We start from the raw sequence: 23015 nt of genomic DNA on the forward strand, positions 1-23015 counted from the left end.
CGTGAAAGACCTGCACACATACGTACGCAAGGGCAGCTTCTACGAAGCCGTTGTAGAAGATGGCTCGGATTTGATTTTTATTGTTGACTTTGAAGGGCATATACTTTATCACAATGCCTCCGTTCGTGAAACCCTGGGCTATGGAGCAAAAAAGCTGGTGGGCAAAAACTTTTTTGATTTCATACTGCCTGAAAGCCGGGAGGTGTTTCAGGTAGCGTTCAGGAAGAGCACACGAAAGACCTACAATGAGAAGGTTGAGTTTCAGTTTCTTTGCAAAGATCGTTCCTACCGGTTTCTGGAGTTTAACTCCATTAACCTCAAGATGAAAGGCGGACCTGCGGGTCTGATACTCGATTGCCGCGATATAACCCAGCGAAAGAAGGATGCAGAAGAACTGGTTCGCCTTCAAAAGGCCAAGGAACAATTTCTTGCCAATATAAGCCATGAAATACGCACCCCAATTAACGGCATTGCCGGCATGGCCGGCCTTTTAAGCAGTAACCCCAGTGCCGAAGAGCGTGAAACATACCTTAATGCCATCCGGCATTCGGCCGAAAACCTGAAAGTAATAATTAACGACCTGCTTGACCTGGCTGCTATTGAATCGGGGAAACTTAAATTCGAACGAATTCCATTTAATGTTAACGACCTGATTACTTCACTGATTAGCACCTTTACCTATCAGGCTCGTGAAAAGAAACTTGAACTGAAAAGCAATGTTGATGAAAAGGCTAACCGTATTTTACTGGGTGACCCTGTTCGTCTTAATCAAATCCTCATTAATCTGATCAGCAACGCCATTAAGTTCACTCATGCCGGATCCATTATTGTTACCTGTTTGGTAGAGCGTGAACTTAAAAACAAATGCTGGTTGCGCATATCCGTTAAGGATACCGGAGTGGGCATACCCAACGATAAACTGCAAACCATCTTTGAGAGTTTTAGCCAGGCTGACGAAACCGTAACCCGGAGGTACGGAGGAACCGGCCTTGGGCTGGCCATTGCCAGGCAACTGGTTGAACAGCAAAAAGGCTCTATCACGGTAGAAAGTACGGAGCACAAAGGCTCAGTGTTTACCATCATTATCCCCTATCCCATTGGCAATGTAACCCGATTTAAATCACGGCCAACGGCAGCACCAACGAAGGCTTTGCAAAAAGGAATTCGCGTGCTGCTTGTTGAAGATAATGATATCAACAGGCTATACGCACAAAGCATATTGAAAGGCTGGCAATGCAAAACGCATGCGGCCGAAAACGGATTGGTAGCTATTGAGAAACTAAAAAGCAATACCTATGATGTTGTTCTGATGGATATTCAAATGCCCGTAATGGATGGTTATGAAAGCACCCGTGCCATCCGGCTGATGGCGCCACCAGCCGGCAAAATTCCAATCGTTGCACTTACTGCCAACGCCACCAAAGCAGATGTTGACAAATGCATGGCAGCCGGAATGAATACCTACCTGCCCAAGCCGTTCACACCTGACGATCTCTATCAGAAGCTATTTATTGAATTGAAGATCCTGCCCTCGGGCCTACCGGCAATTCAATCAAACACAACTCCGTTGTACGATTTAAGTTACCTTAAAAAAGTTTCTGGCAACAGCGAACCATTTATTAAAGAAATGATCCAAACATTTCTGCAAACAGCTCCGCAATTACTCAACCAACTTGTTCATTCGAGGGATACAAGAGACTGGCAGGGCGTTTCGAAAATGGTGCATCAGATTAAGCCCTCGCTTACGTTATTAGGTATTCACTCGCTTAAAGAAAGTGCCGCCAACCTGGAAACTGAATACCGGCAGGGTGCACCATCTGCGGCAGCCAAAACCGAACTGGAACGGTTTACCGGTACGCTAAAGCGGGCAATTGATGAGTTGGCCCGGTTTAATGCCGGTTCATAACGGCTAGTTTACGCTGGGTAACTGCCTTGCCGTGTTTATTGATAATAACAATGTACATGCCATTGGCAAGTTTGCCGATATCCACCTCTTGTGGTATGGACAGGTCTTCATTCAGTTGGCCCTGGCCTACAACTACACCCCGTTGGTCAATTAGGCTATACGTGTAGCCGCGGGTACTTACCTTGTTTGAGAAGGAACTTTCTATTGCAAAATTAAATTGCTTTGATGCCGGATTCGGATAAATAACTATGTCTTTTACTGCGGCCAGCGCAGGATCATCCTCAACACCAACAACAGTTGAACCGGTTTTCGGTGGAGACTGAACGATGCGGGCCTGGTGTATCCGCTTGGTGGCATTATCCTGAACCCATGCAACAAGGTAAAGATTAGGGTTGTTAACCCCAATAGGTATATCAATTATGGATCGGATGGATTCAACCTGGGTCGTATTGTATACCCACGTATTTGAAACCAACTTGCCTTCGTTGCCCAGCAACATCTTACGAAGCACATTAATATTGCCTGCCAGGTTTGTTTCAACCAACCCAATGTAGAGTCGTACCGGAGTATTTAATGGTTGTGTTGTATTGACATAGCGGAATGTAACATCGGCTTTAATAGAGTCGTTGGTCGTTGGTAACTGTTGAATGGATATCATAAATACAGAGTCTTCCAACGCGCGCCTGTCAACTTCTACGGCCGTAATCTTGGTTTGATCACCATTAAAGTTCGTTCCGAAATAATCCCCGACTATACCGTCCATAATACCCACCGGAGGAGATTGAATCAGGTAATACAGTTTACGTGCGTCCGGATCAATTTTGTTTTGCTGATAAATCGGATCGTTAACATCCGGATTTCCGATGTGATACTGAATCTTAAAGAAGTCGGAGCTATCCTTAAAAGTAAACTGGTTATTATACAGGTTATTGAGGTAATCGTTTGTTACAAGACTTATGCCTGAGTTTGTAAAGTATTCAACCAGTACATTACGCTGTTTTTCACCAATAAATACATTATCAAAGGCAAACCCGTCAAACGGAAGATCAGGCACGCCATTTACAGGCGGTGGCGTACCGTTATCGCTATTGCTGCCAAAAGCAATACGGAAAATCACCTGGTCACGATCAGCCATCGGGATCTGATCCAGATTATGGCGTGCATTTTTCCATCCGCCCTGGCGGTCCGTCCAGCCAAACTGGCCAAGTGGTTGAATTCCAGGGTTACCGGTAAGGGCCCTTCCGTTATACCAATTAATTCCAGGGCCGCTGTCATCCCCAATAATATGCCAGTTAATCCCACCATCTGTTGAGTATTGCAGCACCGCTCCATCAAAGCGGGCTTCTGAATCCGCCCAATAATCAAGCGATATCATCGGACGCTTAATGCTCCTTAAATCAAGACAAGGCCCAATAATTGCAGAGCGTTCATTATTGTAATATCGCGACTTATCCTGGTTTACAGCAAAGTTGGGGTTAGTGCCGGTCCACCAGGCGTTCGTACCAGAAGATGCTGAAGTAATAACATTGCCAGCGGGCAGGCCGAATACCCAACTGGTATCGCTGGCAGCTCCGGTTTGATTTGCCTTTGAGCTGAACCATGAACCCTGACCCAATTCAAAATCTTCAAAGTAACTTGTTACCGGAGTGGGTGCTGAATAATCCAGAATGGTTACAGTAATAGTGGTGTCCTTCAAACAGCCATCGTTTGTGAGTACGAACAAGCGTACATTTTTCTGACCGAATGCATCATAGCGGTGTCGGGGATTTTTAAATGTACCGGAGGTACGGCCGGCATTGCTTTGTGCAGGTGGCACAGCATCGGTAATCGCCTGTGCCGGATAATTATTGATTACATTAAATCCATCACCAAATCGCCATTCGTACTGTATAATCGTGCTTATGCCTGCATCACTATTATCAGTAAACTGTGTATCATCTCCCTGACAAAATTCACTCCAGGAAAAGTTTACCTTTGGTACAGGGCCTATACGGATTGACTTGATGGTGTCATGGAAGCATCCCTCCGAAGTAGTTACCCGTAACCTAACCGGATAAAATCCATCTCCCGGAAAACGATACACAGGCTCCTGTAAAGTATTTGTGGTCCCAGTACCATCATTAAACTCCCAGAACCAACTTGCCAAGGTGGCACCGTACGTGTTGGGTGTAGTCATGAAGGATGACTCAAGCATGACTGCATCGATATCTTCGCAACTATTACCTGCGTCAATAACTGCCTTGGGTGAAGCCGTTACCCGAATGGGGCGCGTAACAGGGTTCGATGCGCCCAGGCTGTTAGTAAAGGTATAGGTAATTGGGTAAACACCAGGAGGAAGTCCATCGGTGTTAAGCCTGAATTTCTTTGTACCGGAAACATCAAATGTTATCCGGCTGCTGATAATCGGATTGGTACTGGAGAAAACAGCTGACTCAGGTGGTGTTAATGCTGTAATATCCGGTATAAGAGGCTCTTCAATCAATATAAGTTCTCCTTGGTTATTGCAGATAAATGCTACTCCGAGATTTAATGGATCAGGGTTTTCATTTTGCACCCTGAAATTCACAACTGTGATGGGGTTGACAACAACAGTTTTTTTAGGAGCACTGAAACAGCCGGTGGCCGGATCCTGGTACGTATAGGTAATGACGTTTGGTGGTTGAGGAGTAATGTTAGCAATGGATGGAAAGAAGGTTAATCCCGAAATACCCGGTCCACTAAACACACCACCTATGGGTACAGCTGCAAACGTTAAATCTTCAGGTGGCTCATTTTCAGCATATACCGATTTTAACACACCGGTAAACAACACCGAGTTGAGTGTATCACGGACAGCCACTACAACCTGATCATTAACCGGACCGCAAACCCCTGGAGGATCATTGGTCGTCAACGTAAACGTCATCATCAGGTTGGTTGCAGCACGCTCGGCCGCATTAAGTGTGTACGAGGTTACCGGATTATTGATGTTACCGAATTGGGCGGGCACACCCCCACTCCAGGTAACCGAAGTTGTTGAGCCGCCAAAGGAGCCGTTCAGATTAATGTCTTCGTATTCGCAAATGGCAAAGTCGGCACCGGCAAATACTTTAGGGGCCTCTTCAACAGTTACCGTGTAATCAGCAAACACATTTGTACAAGGACCTGCACCGTCCGGATCAAATGCGGTTAACCGGAACACCAGCGAAGTGCCAACGTCAGCCTGTACGGTATCGTATACGGCCGTTACGTTAAGCCCGGTGATACTGCTTACTGACAAGGTTCCGCCACCGGTGATGAGGCTCCAGGCTCCGCTGGAAGCGCTGCCACCAATAGTACCCGAAAGGTTAATGCGCTGGGGCTCACAAACGGTAGCAGGCAACGGCACCGAAGCAATGGCTGCGCGGTTAACATTAAGGGTAAACTGACTTTGTACCGGTGAACATACGGCCGAAGGACTGGTAACGGTAAGCGTAAATGTAATTGTAGTATTGACATCGGAAGGATGAACGGTGTAAACCGGATTAATAATTGTGTTGCTGCTCAGCGAGCCCGCCCCGGTGTGCGTCCAGAACACCGTTCCGTTAGCAAAACTTGCCGGTGTTGTGCGCGCAGCAAAATCAAAGGTTGGTGTACCCTCACAAACCGCATCGTTGTTACCGGCTATAGCCACAGGGGCCGGAGTAATGGTAAGTTGCATAACATCATTGATGCTGCTGCAACTTCCGCTGCTAAACCCGGTTAAGGTAAACGTAACAACCCCGGTTTCAGTTGGAGAAGAAAAGTAGGTTGGCGTTAGCGTATTGGCATTAAATAGTGACCCTGAACCGGTATGCGACCAGAACACGCTGGCCACGTTAAGGGCAGATGCCGGAACACTTTGTGATGAAAAACTAAAGGTTGATCCCTGGCATATTTCTTCGTTACTGCCTGCATCAACAAGTATTCCCGGTGTTATTGAAAGCACCATCTGATCAGTTACATCCGGGCAAACGCCATTGCCAAAAGCAGTAAGTGTAAAGGTTACCAACCCGGTTTCACCAACCCCGGCAGTGTAAACAGGTGTTAGTGTAGTTGCGCCAGACAGTGTGCCGGTGCCGGTGGTTGTCCATTGCAGCGAACTGTAATTCAATGCAAATGCAGCAATAAACTGAGTGGAAAAATCAAAGGCAATACCTTCACAGGTTTCTGCATCGCTGCCGGCATTAACAACAGCTGCCGGGGTAATGGTTAATTGCATTGCGCTGTTCACGGCTGCGCAAGTACCCAAACCGGTTCCGGTAAGCGTAAATGTAATTGTTCCGGTTTCACCCGATGCCGGCTGATAAACCGGGGTTAAGGTGTTGGCACTAAACAGGGTACCGGTACCGGTTGTTGTCCATAATAGTGAAGCTGTGTTGGAGGCATTTGCCGGAGTGCCCTGCGTGCTAAAATCAAAAAGACTACCCTGGCAGATTTGTTCGTTGCTGCCGGCACTGACTACCGGAGGTGGTGTAACAACAAGATTCATCTGATCAAGTACCGATGCACAACTGCCGTTACCGGTAGCCGTGAGGGTAAATACAAGGGTACCCGATTCACCCACACCCGGCACATAGGTTGGCGATAACGTTGTGGCGTTGAATATTGTACCTGAACCGGTGGTAGTCCACAGCAATGAACTAAATGCTGATGCCGAAGCGGGCGTAGTTCGCAGGCTAAAATCGATAGATGATGTCTGGCAAACTTCGGCATCACTTCCGGCATTTACAACCGGTTTGGGCGTAATGGTAAGGTTCATGGTACTGTTTACCGGCAGGCAGCTTCCGTTTCCATTGGCTGTAAGTGTAAACGTTAAGGTGCCGGTTTCACCCAAAGAAGGAACATATAAAGGCGTAAGTGTACTGCCATTGAAAATTGTACCGCTACCGGTAGTTGACCAACTAATTGAACTGAAATTGCCGGCTGTAGCTGGTGTTGCCTGGCTGCTGAAATTAAAGGAAAGTCCTTCACAGATTTCTTCGTTGCTTCCGGCACTAACAGCAGGTGCGGGTGTTATGGAGAGCGTCATCTGACTCGTTTTATCCGGACAGCTACCGTTACCAAAGGCTGTTAGAGTAAACGTTACATTACCAACTTCGCCAATACCGGGTGTATAGGTTGGGGTTAAGGTTGTTGCATTGGTAAGGGTACCGGTACCCGAACTCGACCAGAGCAACGAGGAGTAATTACTTGCCGCGGCAGGCGTTGCCTGTGATACAAAGTTAAATGCTACCCCGGCACAGGTTTCTTCATTGCTGCCGGCATTAACCGCAACGGCCGGTGTAATTGTCAATGTCATTGCACTATTCACTGCCGAACAGCTACCCGGACTGGTAGCCTCAAGGGTAAATGTCACAGGCCCCACTTCAGCCGGGTTGGGCAAATAGGTGGGGGTAAGTGTAGTGGCATTAAACAACGTACCCGTACCCGTATGCGTCCAGTTTAGTGAAGCGTAGTTTGTAGCACTTGCCGGTGTGCTCTGTGTATTGAACGCAAATAACGTACCTTGACAAATTTCTTCAGAACTACCTGCGCTAACAACCGGTAGCGGAGTAATGGTTAACTGCATGACATCAACTGCATCCGGACAAGCACCCGTGCCGGTAGCCGTAAGGGTAAAGGTTATAACTCCTGATTCAGCCGGAGCAGGTGAATACGTTGGTGTGAGTGTAGAAGCATTTGTCAATATACCTGCGCCTGTGGTTGTCCATGTAAGTGATCCGAAATCAACTGCCGAAGCAGGAACTGATTGGCTGCTAAAGTTAAACACCGTACCCTGGCAGATTTCTTCATTGCTTCCGGCATCAACTACCGGGCTTGGTGAAATGGTTACCAGTAATGGTGATGTTTCAACTGCACAACCGGTAACAACGATGGTTTCGGTAACCTTTACGGAACCTGTTCCCGCTCCTGCCCAGGTTACTGTTATAGAGTTTGTGCCAGTTCCGGAGGTGATGCTGCCTCCGACAACCTCCCAGTTATACGTATTTCCAATAACATTTGGAGTTGAGTAAACAACGCCTGCTTGATTGGAGCAAACCGAGTTTGTACCACTGATAACCGGAGAGGGATTGGGATAAATTGTAACCGGATAAACGGGTGTTACTACTGAGCACGAACCTACCGTTTCAGTTACCTGCAAGGTGCCTGAGCCTGCCGCGCCCCAATCAACAGTTACCGAATTATTGGTTGCCGAACCTACAATTGTTCCGCCCGTAACCACCCAGTTATAGGTATTTCCGGCAACAAAAGGTGTAGAGTATGTAACCGCTGTAGCACCTTCACAAACAGTATTATCGCCAGAAACAACAGGAGATGGTATCGGATTAATAATGACGGTAAATGAGGGTGTCGTTACAGAGCAACTGCTTGCAGGAATAAATTCGGTAACTGTAACCGAACCCGTGCCGGCACCACCCCAGTTAACCGTTATGCTGTTCGTGCCCGCCCCGGAAATTATGCTCCCACCAACCACGGTCCATGTATAGGAATTACCCGGAACATTAGGCGTTGAGTACACAACCCCGGTTTCGTTGGCACATACTGAACCGGCACCACTGATTATCGGTGTCGGTATAGGATTAATGTTTACAGAGAATACTGGAGTAGTTGTAAAGCAACCCGTAGCAATAATGGTTTCGGTAAGTTGTATGGTTCCGGTGCCGGCTCCACCCCAATCAACTACAATACTGTTACCGGTTGAGGGTCCATCAATTGTACCACCGGTAACAACCCAGGCATAGGATCGGCCGGCAACCAGTGGTGTACTATAAACTTTATCCTGATCGTTTGCACAAACGGTATTATTTCCACTAATAACAGGTGTTGGGGTCGGGTTAATCGTTACCGACATCGGTGTTGCACTCACCGCACAACCGGTAGGGGTAAATTCAGTAAGCGTAATGGTACCTGCTCCTGCCCCACCCCAATCAACAACTATTGAATTTGTTCCAATTCCAGAGACGATTGTTCCGCCAGAAACCGTCCAGTTATATACATTTCCAGGGGTATTTGGCGTACTATACACTTCACCGCTCTGGTTTGCACACACAATTGCCGAACCGGAAATAACTGGTGCAGGTGCCGGGTTAATAGTTACATTATAAACAGGCGTGGTGATCGAACACCCTGTCAATACAACAGTTTCAACCAGTTGAACGGTACCTGTACCCGGTGTGCCACCCCAATCAACCACAATGCTGTTTCCTGTACTGGAACCATTGATTACACCACCGGTGACTGTCCAGCTATATGTGTTCCCGGCCACAAAAGGCGTACTGTAAATCACACCAAGTTCATTGGCGCACACCGTATTATCACCCGAAATAGCAGGAGTTGGATTAGCATTAATGGTTACTGCAAGTGGAGCAGACGTGGTTACACATCCGGTTGAGGGAATAAATTCAATAAGGGTAACAGAACCTGAACCGGCACTTCCCCAGGTAACTGTTATGGAATTAGTCCCCCCTCCTGCAGTAATGGTACCACCCAGCACCGACCAGATATAAATGTTACCGGGTACGTTAGGAGAAGAATAGCTTAATCCTGCCTGGTTGGCACACACAGTTGTAGTGCCTGATACAACTGGCGTGGGATTCGGATTTATCGTGACTGCATAATTCGGAGTAAGCGTAGAACATGAGGTGGCCGTGATCGTCTCTGTTACCCGTACCCAGCCCGGACCCGCTACACCCCAGTCTATCGTTACGCTGTTGTTGGTGGCCGGCCCTACTATCGTGCCGCCCGATACTTCCCACAGGTACGTACTGCCCGCATTGTTGGTGGTGCTGTACACCACGCCCGTCTGACCCGCACATACTGAGTTCACGCCAGCAACCGAGGGCGTGGGCGTGGGATTGATCGTTACGTTATATGGCGCAGTGGTCGTGGCACAACCCGTGGCCGTTACCGTCTGCGTTACCTGTACGGTACCCGTGCCGGCCGCTCCCCACGTTACCGTGATGCTGTTCGTGCCCGCCCCGGCCGTGATGCTCCCGCCCGTTACACTCCACGCATACGTGTTGCCCGCTACCAAAGCCGTGCTGTACACCAACCCCGCCTGGTTCGCACACGCTGTGGCAGGGCCCCCTATGACGGGCGTGGGATTCGGATTTATCGTGACTGTATAATTCGGAGTAAGTGTGGCGCATGATGTGGCCGTTATCGTTTCTGTTACCCGTACCCAGCCCGGACCCGCTACACCCCAGTCTATCGTTACGCTGTTGTTGGTGGCCGGCCCCACTATCGTGCCGCCCGATACTTCCCACAGGTACGTATTGCCCGCATTGTTGGTGGTGCTGTACACCACGCCCGTCTGACCCGCACATACTGAGTTCACGCCAGCAACCGAGGGCGTGGGCGTGGGATTGATCGTTACGTTATATGGCGCAGTGGTCGTGGCACAACCCGTGGCCGTTACCGTCTGCGTTACCTGTACGGTACCCGTGCCGGCCGCTCCCCACGTTACCGTGATGCTGTTCGTGCCCGCCCCGGCCGTGATGCTCCCGCCCGTTACACTCCACGCATACGTGTTGCCCGCTACCAAAGCCGTGCTGTACACCAACCCCGCCTGGTTCGCACACGCTGTGGCAGGGCCCCCTATGACGGGCGTGGGATTCGGATTTATCGTGACTGTATAATTCGGAGTAAGTGTGGCGCATGATGTGGCCGTTATCGTTTCTGTTACCCGTACCCAGCCCGGACCCGCTACACCCCAGTCTATCGTTACGCTGTTGTTGGTGGCCGGCCCCACTATCGTGCCGCCCGATACTTCCCACAGGTACGTATTGCCCGCATTGTTGGTGGTGCTGTACACCACGCCCGTCTGACCCGCACATACTGAGTTCACGCCAGCAACCGAGGGCGTGGGCGTGGGATTGATCGTTACGTTATATGGCGCAGTGGTCGTGGCACAACCCGTGGCCGTTACCGTCTGCGTTACCTGTACGGTACCCGTGCCGGCCGCTCCCCACGTTACCGTGATGCTGTTCGTGCCCGCCCCGGCCGTGATGCTCCCGCCCGTTACACTCCACGCATACGTGTTGCCCGCTACCAAAGCCGTGCTGTACACCAACCCCGCCTGGTTCGCACACGCTGTGGCAGGGCCCCCTATGACGGGCGTGGGATTCGGATTTATCGTGACTGTATAATTCGGAGTAAGTGTGGCGCATGATGTGGCCGTTATCGTTTCTGTTACCCGTACCCAGCCCGGACCCGCTACACCCCAGTCTATCGTTACGCTGTTGTTGGTGGCCGGCCCCACTATCGTGCCGCCCGATACTTCCCACAGGTACGTATTGCCCGCATTGTTGGTGGTGCTGTACACCACGCCCGTCTGACCCGCACATACTGAGTTCACGCCAGCAACCGAGGGCGTGGGCGTGGGATTGATCGTTACGTTATATGGCGCAGTGGTCGTGGCACAACCCGTGGCCGTTACCGTCTGCGTTACCTGTACGGTACCCGTGCCGGCCGCTCCCCACGTTACCGTGATGCTGTTCGTGCCCGCCCCGGCCGTGATGCTCCCGCCCGTTACACTCCACGCATACGTGTTGCCCGCTACCAAAGCCGTGCTGTACACCAACCCCGCCTGGTTCGCACACGCTGTGGCAGGGCCCCCTATGACGGGCGTGGGATTCGGATTTATCGTGACTGTATAATTCGGAGTAAGTGTGGCGCATGATGTGGCCGTTATCGTTTCTGTTACCCGTACCCAGCCCGGACCCGCTACACCCCAGTCTATCGTTACGCTGTTGTTGGTGGCCGGCCCCACTATCGTGCCGCCCGATACTTCCCACAGGTACGTATTGCCCGCATTGTTGGTGGTGCTGTACACCACGCCCGTCTGACCCGCACATACTGAGTTCACGCCAGCAACCGAGGGCGTGGGCGTGGGATTGATCGTTACGTTATATGGCGCAGTGGTCGTGGCACAACCCGTGGCCGTTACCGTCTGCGTTACCTGTACGGTACCCGTGCCGGCCGCTCCCCACGTTACCGTGATGCTGTTCGTGCCCGCCCCGGCCGTGATGCTCCCGCCCGTTACACTCCACGCATACGTGTTGCCCGCTACCAAAGCCGTGCTGTACACCAACCCCGCCTGGTTCGCACACGCTGTGGCAGGGCCCCCTATGACGGGCGTGGGATTCGGATTTATCGTGACTGTATAATTCGGAGTAAGTGTGGCGCATGATGTGGCCGTTATCGTTTCTGTTACCCGTACCCAGCCCGGACCCGCTACACCCCAGTCTATCGTTACGCTGTTGTTGGTGGCCGGCCCCACTATCGTGCCGCCCGATACTTCCCACAGGTACGTATTGCCCGCATTGTTGGTGGTGCTGTACACCACGCCCGTCTGACCCGCACATACTGAGTTCACGCCAGCAACCGAGGGCGTGGGCGTGGGATTGATCGTTACGTTATATGGCGCAGTGGTCGTGGCACAACCCGTGGCCGTTACCGTCTGCGTTACCTGTACGGTACCCGTGCCGGCCGCTCCCCACGTTACCGTGATGCTGTTCGTGCCCGCCCCGGCCGTGATGCTCCCGCCCGTTACACTCCACGCATACGTGTTGCCCGCTACCAAAGCCGTGCTGTACACCAACCCCGCCTGGTTCGCACACGCTGTGGCAGGGCCCCCTATGACGGGCGTGGGATTCGGATTTATCGTGACTGTATAATTCGGAGTAAGTGTGGCGCATGATGTGGCCGTTATCGTTTCTGTTACCCGTACCCAGCCCGGACCCGCTACACCCCAGTCTATCGTTACGCTGTTGTTGGTGGCCGGCCCCACTATCGTGCCGCCCGATACTTCCCACAGGTACGTATTGCCCGCATTGTTGGTGGTGCTGTACACCACGCCCGTCTGACCCGCACATACTGAGTTCACGCCAGCAACCGAGGGCGTGGGCGTGGGATTGATCGTTACGTTATATGGCGCAGTGGTCGTGGCACAACCCGTGGCCGTTACCGTCTGCGTTACCTGTACGGTACCCGTGCCGGCCGCTCCCCACGTTACCGTGATGCTGTTCGTGCCCGCCCCGGCCGTGATGCTCCCGCCCGTTACACTCCACGCATACGTGTTGCCCGCTACCAAAGCCGTGCTGTACACCAACCCCGCCTGGTTCGCACACGCTGTGGCAGGGCCCCCTATGACGGGCGTGGGATTCGGATTTATCGTGACTGTATAATTCGGAGTAAGTGTGGCGCATGATGTGGCCGTTATCGTTTCTGTTACCCGTACCCAGCCCGGACCCGCTACACCCCAGTCTATCGTTACGCTGTTGTTGGTGGCCGGCCCCACTATCGTGCCGCCCGATACTTCCCACAGGTACGTATTGCCCGCATTGTTGGTGGTGCTGTACACCACGCCCGTCTGACCCGCACATACTGAGTTCACGCCAGCAACCGAGGGCGTGGGCGTGGGATTGATCGTTACGTTATATGGCGCAGTGGTCGTGGCACAACCCGTGGCCGTTACCGTCTGCGTTACCTGTACGGTACCCGTGCCGGCCGCTCCCCACGTTACCGTGATGCTGTTCGTGCCCGCCCCGGCCGTGATGCTCCCGCCCGTTACACTCCACGCATACGTGTTGCCCGCTACCAAAGCCGTGCTGTACACCAACCCCGCCTGGTTCGCACACGCTGTGGCAGGGCCCCCTATGACGGGCGTGGGATTCGGATTTATCGTGACTGTATAATTCGGAGTAAGTGTGGCGCATGATGTGGCCGTTATCGTTTCTGTTACCCGTACCCAGCCCGGACCCGCTACACCCCAGTCTATCGTTACGCTGTTGTTGGTGGCCGGCCCCACTATCGTGCCGCCCGATACTTCCCACAGGTACGTATTGCCCGCATTGTTGGTGGTGCTGTACACCACGCCCGTCTGACCCGCACATACTGAGTTCACGCCAGCAACCGAGGGCGTGGGCGTGGGATTGATCGTTACGTTATATGGCGCAGTGGTCGTGGCACAACCCGTGGCCGTTACCGTCTGCGTTACCTGTACGGTACCCGTGCCGGCCGCTCCCCACGTTACCGTGATGCTGTTCGTGCCCGCCCCGGCCGTGATGCTCCCGCCCGTTACACTCCACGCATACGTGTTGCCCGCTACCAAAGCCGTGCTGTACACCAACCCCGCCTGGTTCGCACACGCTGTGGCAGGGCCCCCTATGACGGGCGTGGGATTCGGATTTATCGTGACTGTATAATTCGGAGTAAGTGTGGCGCATGATGTGGCCGTTATCGTTTCTGTTACCCGTACCCAGCCCGGACCCGCTACACCCCAGTCTATCGTTACGCTGTTGTTGGTGGCCGGCCCCACTATCGTGCCGCCCGATACTTCCCACAGGTACGTATTGCCCGCATTGTTGGTGGTGCTGTACACCACGCCCGTCTGACCCGCACATACTGAGTTCACGCCAGCAACCGAGGGCGTGGGCGTGGGATTGATCGTTACGTTATATGGCGCAGTGGTCGTGGCACAACCCGTGGCCGTTACCGTCTGCGTTACCTGTACGGTACCCGTGCCGGCCGCTCCCCACGTTACCGTGATGCTGTTCGTGCCCGCCCCGGCCGTGATGCTCCCGCCCGTTACACTCCACGCATACGTGTTGCCCGCTACCAAAGCCGTGCTGTACACCAACCCCGCCTGGTTCGCACACGCTGTGGCAGGGCCCCCTATGACGGGCGTGGGATTCGGATTTATCGTGACTGTATAATTCGGAGTAAGTGTGGCGCATGATGTGGCCGTTATCGTTTCTGTTACCCGTACCCAGCCCGGACCCGCTACACCCCAGTCTATCGTTACGCTGTTGTTGGTGGCCGGCCCCACTATCGTGCCGCCCGATACTTCCCACAGGTACGTATTGCCCGCATTGTTGGTGGTGCTGTACACCACGCCCGTCTGACCCGCACATACTGAGTTCACGCCAGCAACCGAGGGCGTGGGCGTGGGATTGATCGTTACGTTATATGGCGCAGTGGTCGTGGCACAACCCGTGGCCGTTACCGTCTGCGTTACCTGTACGGTACCCGTGCCGGCCGCTCCCCACGTTACCGTGATGCTGTTCGTGCCCGCCCCGGCCGTGATGCTCCCGCCCGTTACACTCCACGCATACGTGTTGCCCGCTACCAAAGCCGTGCTGTACACCAACCCCGCCTGGTTCGCACACGCTGTGGCAGGGCCCCCTATGACGGGCGTGGGATTCGGATTTATCGTGACTGTATAATTCGGAGTAAGTGTGGCGCATGATGTGGCCGTTATCGTTTCTGTTACCCGTACCCAGCCCGGACCCGCTACACCCCAGTCTATCGTTACGCTGTTGTTGGTGGCCGGCCCCACTATCGTGCCGCCCGATACTTCCCACAGGTACGTATTGCCCGCATTGTTGGTGGTGCTGTACACCACGCCCGTCTGACCCGCACATACTGAGTTCACGCCAGCAACCGAGGGCGTGGGCGTGGGATTGATCGTTACGTTATATGGCGCAGTGGTCGTGGCACAACCCGTGGCCGTTACCGTCTGCGTTACCTGTACGGTACCCGTGCCGGCCGCTCCCCACGTTACCGTGATGCTGTTCGTGCCCGCCCCGGCCGTGATGCTCCCGCCCGTTACACTCCACGCATACGTGTTGCCCGCTACCAAAGCCGTGCTGTACACCAACCCCGCCTGGTTCGCACACGCTGTGGCAGGGCCCCCTATGACGGGCGTGGGATTCGGATTTATCGTGACTGTATAATTCGGAGTAAGTGTGGCGCATGATGTGGCCGTTATCGTTTCTGTTACCCGTACCCAGCCCGGACCCGCTACACCCCAGTCTATCGTTACGCTGTTGTTGGTGGCCGGCCCCACTATCGTGCCGCCCGATACTTCCCACAGGTACGTATTGCCCGCATTGTTGGTGGTGCTGTACACCACGCCCGTCTGACCCGCACATACTGAGTTCACGCCAGCAACCGAGGGCGTGGGCGTGGGATTGATCGTTACGTTATATGGCGCAGTGGTCGTGGCACAACCCGTGGCCGTTACCGTCTGCGTTACCTGTACGGTACCCGTGCCGGCCGCTCCCCACGTTACCGTGATGCTGTTCGTGCCCGCCCCGGCCGTGATGCTCCCGCCCGTTACACTCCACGCATACGTGTTGCCCGCTACCAAAGCCGTGCTGTACACCAACCCCGCCTGGTTCGCACACGCTGTGGCAGGGCCCCCTATGACGGGCGTGGGATTCGGATTTATCGTGACTGTATAATTCGGAGTAAGTGTGGCGCATGATGTGGCCGTTATCGTTTCTGTTACCCGTACCCAGCCCGGACCCGCTACACCCCAGTCTATCGTTACGCTGTTGTTGGTGGCCGGCCCCACTATCGTGCCGCCCGATACTTCCCACAGGTACGTATTGCCCGCATTGTTGGTGGTGCTGTACACCACGCCCGTCTGACCCGCACATACTGAGTTCACGCCAGCAACCGAGGGCGTGGGCGTGGGATTGATCGTTACGTTATATGGCGCAGTGGTCGTGGCACAACCCGTGGCCGTTACCGTCTGCGTTACCTGTACGGTACCCGTGCCGGCCGCTCCCCACGTTACCGTGATGCTGTTCGTGCCCGCCCCGGCCGTGATGCTCCCGCCCGTTACACTCCACGCATACGTGTTGCCCGCTACCAAAGCCGTGCTGTACACCAACCCCGCCTGGTTCGCACACGCTGTGGCAGGGCCCCCTATGACGGGCGTGGGATTCGGATTTATCGTGACTGCATAATTCGGAGTAAGCGTAGAACATGAGGTGGCCGTGATCGTCTCTGTTACCCGTACCCAGCCTGAACCCGCTACACCCCAGTCTATCGTTACGCTGCTGTTGGTGGCCGGCCCTACTATCGTGCCGCCCGATACTTCCCACAGGTACGTATTGCCCGCATTGTTGGTGGTGCTGTACACCACGCCCGTCTGTCCCGCACATACTGAGTTCACTCCGCTGATGCTTGGTGTTGGATTAGGCTCAACAGTTATCGTTGTATTGGCATTGGCTGTAATACCATTGCCATCAGTTACGGTTACCGTATATAAAGTAGTTACAGCAGGAGATGCTACCGGATTTGCAATGGTAGTGGCGCTGAGCCCGGCCGCAGGTGCCCAATCATAAAGGAAAGGTGCATCCCCGGTTGGCGTAGCCAGCAAATTGACGCTACCTCCGGCACAAACAGTAACTCCACCGCCCGTAATTATAACTGACGGGTCAGTTCCTGTGATACCTGTAAATGATGAAACCTGCCCCGCAGCAATACTACCGGAAGCCGTAAGGGTGTTGGCGGCCAGGTTGCCGAACCGAACCCATGGGTTGGTAACCGGGTTAAAGCTTCCTGTTAGTCTGGCGGCCTTAATACTTGTTTCTGTTCCATTAATATCAACTGACGGGTAGGTAGCCGTAACGGTGGCAACAGCACCACTTATGGTTGTAGTAATGTTCCAGTAACGGGTTAAGAAGTGCGTGGTACTGGCGTTGCTCGGATGTTTGATGTCCTGAACTGAAACGCCCACCTCAGCAGGGAAACCAGAGCCTGCGGTTACATTAACTGTTACAGGCGAGTAGTCAAGGGCTCCGGTGTTATCACCTATTGGAAATGCAAAGGAACCCGTTGTTGAAAATATTTTCTTGACTTCACTGCCACCGGTGGCAATGATCATTCTGGATGACGATGGGCCAACTATAGAAATTGAAGCAGACGGCCCCAGGGTGAGATTAAAGCCCGCCAGGTTAAGATTGCCATTGCTAATAGTGAGCACACCGTTCACGGTAACATCACCGGCAAGTTGTGCTTCGCCCGATGACTGATTAATTGTCAGATTTTCATAAGTACCTGCCGCAACCAACTGGCCGGAGCCATAGTACTCAATAGTACCCGTACTAATGGCCAATCCATTTGAAACACCCGAGAATCGAATTGTGCCAACGGTATTATTAATTGTTCCACCTACCGATAGCGTAAAACCAGCAACATCAAATACAGAAGCATTGACAAGGTTATTGGTTACATTAACCGTACCAACAGCATTTTTCTGTCCCGCACCTGAAAACGATAAGTTGAAATAAGTTACACCTGCCACCGTTTGCGGGCTTGCCCCATTATAAAGCACCGTACCATTATTATTATTAAAGGTTCCACTATTCGTAAGACTTCCGCCAATGGTTAGTGTTCCTGAGGTTGATGTAAACGTACCGGCATTTATTGCCAAACTGTTTAGGGTAACCGGGTTACTTCCAAGAGCCAACGTACCGCCACCCGCTTTAGTAAGATTAAAAGCGGGTGCATTCATAATTCCGCCAACGGCTAATGTATTTGCACTAACCGTAACCAGACGGTTTGCACTTAATGTAACGGTTCCTGTTCCCAGGTTGAGGTTTTGCGTGCCGGTAAAGGTAAAGTCGGCATTCCAGCTTTGCGGGTAGTTAAGTGTGGTAATGCCCGAACCCGATGTATTATTAATTGTACCTCCGTTAATGGTAAAGGTACCAGCTGCGGTTCCCAGCGCACTGGCGTTGTTAATATTCAGCGTACCCGCATTGAGTGTAGTTCCTCCGCTGAAAGCGTTAGCCCCGGTAAGGGTTAAGGTACCCGCACCGCCTTTCGTTAAAGCAAAAGCTCCGGAAATAATTCCTCCGACAGTAAGATTTCCGGCATTGGTGGTTACCTGCCGGTTTGCGGTAAGGGTAACCGCACCCGTTCCAAGATTCAGGTTTTGAGTTCCGGCAAACGTAAAATCGCCTGCCCAGCTTTGCGGGTAGTTGCCTGTTGTAATGGCACCACTCGTAGTGTTATCGATCGTTCCTCCATTAATAATAAATGTTGATGCCGTTGAACCCAAGGCCGTTGAACTATTGATGTTCAACGTTCCGGCCGAAAGGGTTGTGCCTGAATGGGTATTGGCACCAGCTAACGTAAGCGTACCGGCTCCTGCCTTCGTTAGCCTGAAGCCACCGGAAATAACTCCACCCACGGTAAGCATGCCCCCGGAGGTTGTAACCTGCCTGTTTGCGGAAAGTGTTACTGCGCCTGTGCCGACATTCAGATTCTGTGTTCCGGTATAAATAAAGTCACCATTCCAATTTTGAGCATTGTTGGTGGTCAGGGTAATCGCTCCGGAACTTGTATTATCAATAGTGGTACCCGCATTAATTACAAATGAACCTGTTCCAATAGCTGAGGCAGAATTAATATTTAGCGTGCCGCCTGTAAGACTGGTGCCACCAGAATAAGTATTTGTACCACTTAGTGTCAGCGAACCTGAATTCGATTTTGTTAATGCCAGCGCCTGTGCTCCGCCATTTTGAATGGTGCCTGCAAAAACACTGGAGCCTGTTGAGTTAACGGTTAGAGTAGCTGCTGCACCGCCCCCGTTTTCTATAACAGGTGTACCCACAACAACATCGGTATTCAAGGATGATACCGAAATGCTGTTACCGTTGAGTTGCAGAATACCGGTGCTTGCAGGGGAAAATGTTACTGCTCCGGAGTTGAGCGCATTAGTATTCCCCAAACGCAAAGTACCACTCTCAATAAAGGTACCGCCCGTAAAGGTGTTAGCAGCTGAAAGGAAAAGAATACCTGAGCCCCCTTTCCTTACTCCGCCTGTTCCGCTGATGACGGATGAGATTGATAAATCCGGATTGGCCGGACCATCCGCCACTTTAAACTCGCGAATTGAACCTCCAAGAGCAACAGGTGCACTGATTAATGCAGTTGTTGCACTGGCATTTGTTATTACATCACCGGCTAAGGTAATTGTGCCGGTACCTGTAATTGTAGTTCCCGTCATTTCTACGGAAGAAACGGTTGTTACATTATTGGCACCAAGCGCGAAGACACCATTACTCACAAATAATCCATTACTAATTGCAATAGATGAGGCAAGGGTTACCGTATTATTGCCTCCCCCACCGGAGTTAGTAATGGTCAGGTTAGCAACCGTTGCGGGTAAGCCATCGCCAACTGCCTGGTTGGCATTACCGATATAAACATAATTTGCACCAGTACTATACACCCGGTTGGGTACCGACCCCGTCATCTGCACACTGCCCGTCATCGTTGTTAGGGTAATACCCTGAGGAGAACCTATTCTAAGCGTTGAGCCGGCACTTGTTAGAAAATTGCTTTCACCTACTCCGCTTAATGTAGCACCCGGAGAAATGGTCAGGTCGCCATTGTTGGTAAAAAATCTGTCAGCGCCACCCGTAAAGGCATCCAGAACAACGTTGCCGTTCATAACACCTGTTGCGGTTGAGGCAAGTGTAAATTCCATACGTGCACCCGGTGCGCCTATGGTAAACGTTTTTCCTGAAGCTACTGAAAATGAACCGGTAACCGTTATAAGATTGCCACTAACTGAGGCGGAGAATACACAGTTACCCGACCCTGAAACCGTAAGGCTGTTTAGAGAAATAGTTGGAATTCCTGTTATCGTGCCACCGGTATGAGAAGCCGGAATCACCACATTAGCACCAGCACCAGGTACAACGGCCGGGCTCCAGTTGGCGGCTGTATTCCAATCACCGCCTCCAGCCGGCACCCAGGTTTGGGCGTTTACACCAAAACTTAGGGTAAAAACAAGGATAATAAAGACTGCCGAAAGCAATCCGATTTTAGGGCGTTTGCCGGATTTAACCGTTAAAAGAGAATGAAACGGTCGTAAAAATCGGAGCATAGAGAATCGTTAGCCAACTATAGTTTCTGAATCGCATCTGACGCCTAAAAGTAACCTTTTAAGGCTGAAAAACTAAATTTTTCCCAATTCGAAGTCTATTCAAAACTCCCATCGGGCTTAAGTTTTATCAACGCTATTTTATCCTGGTTGATAAGGTTCATGGTACCCAACACCAAAATATCACCATTCGGTAATTCGGCAACGGCAGATGCCCGATCATCGGTTGATTCGCCTCCAAAAGAAGTTTGAAATTCGATATCAAGTGCAGGGTTTACTTTAGCCAGCCAGATATTACGCGTATTACCAGGCCGGATTTGGTTGCCCACAATCAAATACCGGTTTACTCCGTACGAACAGGCATGTACTCCCTGAAAGCCGGACGAAAAACTTTTCGATTCAGATAATGTAAATCCATTAATTACTTTGGTAAGCAAAATGGACTGATCACCGGAGGTACTGGTAGTTGTACCGATGGCAAGGTAAGCCCCCGATGGGGAACTTGTAATCCACGACATTCGTTCAGCAGTAGCTGCTCCGCCTTCAAAAAAATCCGTTCGAACATTGTCTTTAACTTTATTAAACCAGAAATTATAATCATACAATGAGATTACATTTAGTTCACCCGACAGCAGTTTATCAGTATAAGCGGCAAAGTAATGTTCGGTAGGGCTTATATCGAAATACTTAATGCCCATGATATCACCTTCACCGCCAAAGTCGGTGGGCCACGTTGTAAGGTTAAGATTTCCATCAAAGCGGATGGATAACAGATCGCTCAAGTCAGTTACAGCCATGGGGCCGTCATTAAAAGCTTCGGGCGAGGTGTTTCCTGTAACGATAAAGCCGCCATCGGAGGTTGTGGTTACCGAATAACCATACTGGCTTTGCCAGGCATTGTACTCCACGCTGTCTTGCTTATTTCCGGTTTGGTCAATGATAATCAACTTTACCAGGGTGCTGTCGCCAATAGGCTTACGGGTATTTGTAAGTATTACAAAATTTCCGGCAAAGGGACCCGCAGTTACCAACTCGATGTCGCGGGCATCCTCAAATGCAGTACCCATACGTTTTTGCCAGATAATATCACCGGCTGAATTTGCCTTTACAAGAAAAATGCGCCTTTGCTGAGGAGCAACCTGCGTGGAACCTAAAATAAGTATTGTGCCATCCGCATTTACAATCAGATCCCTTCCATCCTGGTCACCGTCCTCTCCATAGTATTTGATAAAGTGTTCTTTGAACACGGGTTCAACATTGTTACCGGTATCACACGATAGCCCAATGCATATGAACAGCAAATTCAATAACAAACCCCTACTCTTCATTATCAATTTTTTTTACTGATTTAAGCACGGTTTTCGTTTTCGCCTTTTTTAGCTTACGAGGTTTATACAACGGTTTAATAAAACCAATCGATACGGAGAGGTTATCCAATCTGAAATAGTCATCCACATGACCGAACTCCTGCATGGGTCTGCCGGCAAAGGTGGTTGTGTTGGTAACTAAATTAGTGAGCCCGAAAGCGTACCGTAAATCCGCGAACAGATAGTCTAGTTTCCATTTGTATTTAACAGCGCCACCAACGATAAAAGAGGCAGCAAGCCTGTTGCGATACGGGAGAAAATCAATCTTAGGGCTTGATGCTATAATAGTATTCAGTCCGTTATCACCCTGATTATTGTTGAATATTTCAAGTTCTCCTTTAGAAGAAAACATATAGCTAAAAGAAACTCCGGCAAAGGCCTGCGGTAAAAATTTCCGCACCTGCGATTTATAAAACCTGTCGAAGGAGTATTTTATCATTACCGGTAGCTGAACCCAATTTGCCCGCTCAAAGAAAATCTGCTGATCGCGTTCGAAAACATTAAATCGTTCACGTTTAAAGTCAGTTAATGTCCATCCGATTTCTGCCGAAAGCGCAAGGTGCTCTGAATAATTCCAGTCAATGCCACCCAAAACCTGGATCCCCGGCTTAATGGTGTATTGAGTACTGATTGGTACCGGGCCGGAGGAAGGCAAAATTTCATGAATAACACGGTTTATCGAAACGTTAGTGCCCATCCGGCCATACACCGAAAAAATGGGTGAGGCCGTAAATTTTTTACTCAGGTAAACCACATCAATAGGATCAACAGCGGGGTCAGTAGCAAATTCAGGATTGGCATCAAGAACCTGCAGGTAACTGTTTTCTGCAGCCAGTGGGTCATCCAGCAACAGGTAAACCTGGGTAAGCAGCAGGTAGGCCCGCTGCCGTTGTTCGCGGGTAAACCCATCGCGAATGCAGTTGGCCAGCATACCGGGTACTCCGTAAAACCTGCCGGAGTTAAATTCTTCTGTTGCCTGATTTAACACTTGTTCGCAGGTCACTTCCTGAGACCATGAAAGAATCGTGCTCCACAAGATTAAAGATGC

Annotated in this window: 4 protein-coding genes; 1 reads left to right on the forward strand and 3 read right to left on the reverse strand. The window is 51.4% G+C overall.

Annotated features, from left to right (window positions below; translation table 11 throughout):
• The first annotated feature begins 1 nt into the window (after position 1).
• A complete protein-coding gene (locus tag HRU69_12200) occupies positions 2-1906 on the forward strand; it encodes a response regulator (GenBank protein ID QOI98198.1) in 1905 nt (634 codons plus the stop codon).
• Here the strand turns inward: HRU69_12200 and HRU69_12205 are convergent.
• The 3 genes from HRU69_12205 to HRU69_12215 form a co-directional block, all read right to left on the reverse strand.
• On the reverse strand, positions 1890-20603 hold the full coding sequence (locus HRU69_12205) for an autotransporter-associated beta strand repeat-containing protein (GenBank protein QOI98199.1): 18714 nt from the start codon (positions 20601-20603) through the stop codon (positions 1890-1892). The two genes, HRU69_12200 and HRU69_12205, sit on opposite strands and share 17 nt — an antisense overlap.
• 95 nt (positions 20604-20698) lie before the next feature.
• The gene (locus HRU69_12210) at positions 20699-21928 is read right to left on the reverse strand and encodes a hypothetical protein (GenBank protein QOI98200.1); all 1230 of its coding nucleotides are present in this window, start codon (positions 21926-21928) and stop codon (positions 20699-20701) included.
• Positions 21918-23003, reverse strand: a complete 1086-nt coding sequence (locus HRU69_12215; protein ID QOI98201.1) for an outer membrane beta-barrel protein — start codon at positions 23001-23003, stop codon at positions 21918-21920. The genes HRU69_12210 and HRU69_12215 overlap by 11 nt, the downstream gene beginning before the upstream one ends.
• Between the last annotated feature and the right edge of the window lie 12 nt (positions 23004-23015).

The sequence above is a fragment of the Flammeovirgaceae bacterium genome (assembly GCA_015180985.1).
Lineage (GTDB): Bacteria > Bacteroidota > Bacteroidia > Cytophagales > Cyclobacteriaceae > UBA2336.

Excerpts from the sequence above, each read along its gene's own strand:
- HRU69_12205 (QOI98199.1), bottom strand. The coding sequence starts at position 20,603 with ATGCTCCGATTTTTACGACCGTTTCATTCTCTTTTAACGGTTAAATCC.
- HRU69_12210 (QOI98200.1), bottom strand. The coding sequence starts at position 21,928 with ATGAAGAGTAGGGGTTTGTTATTGAATTTGCTGTTCATATGCATTGGG.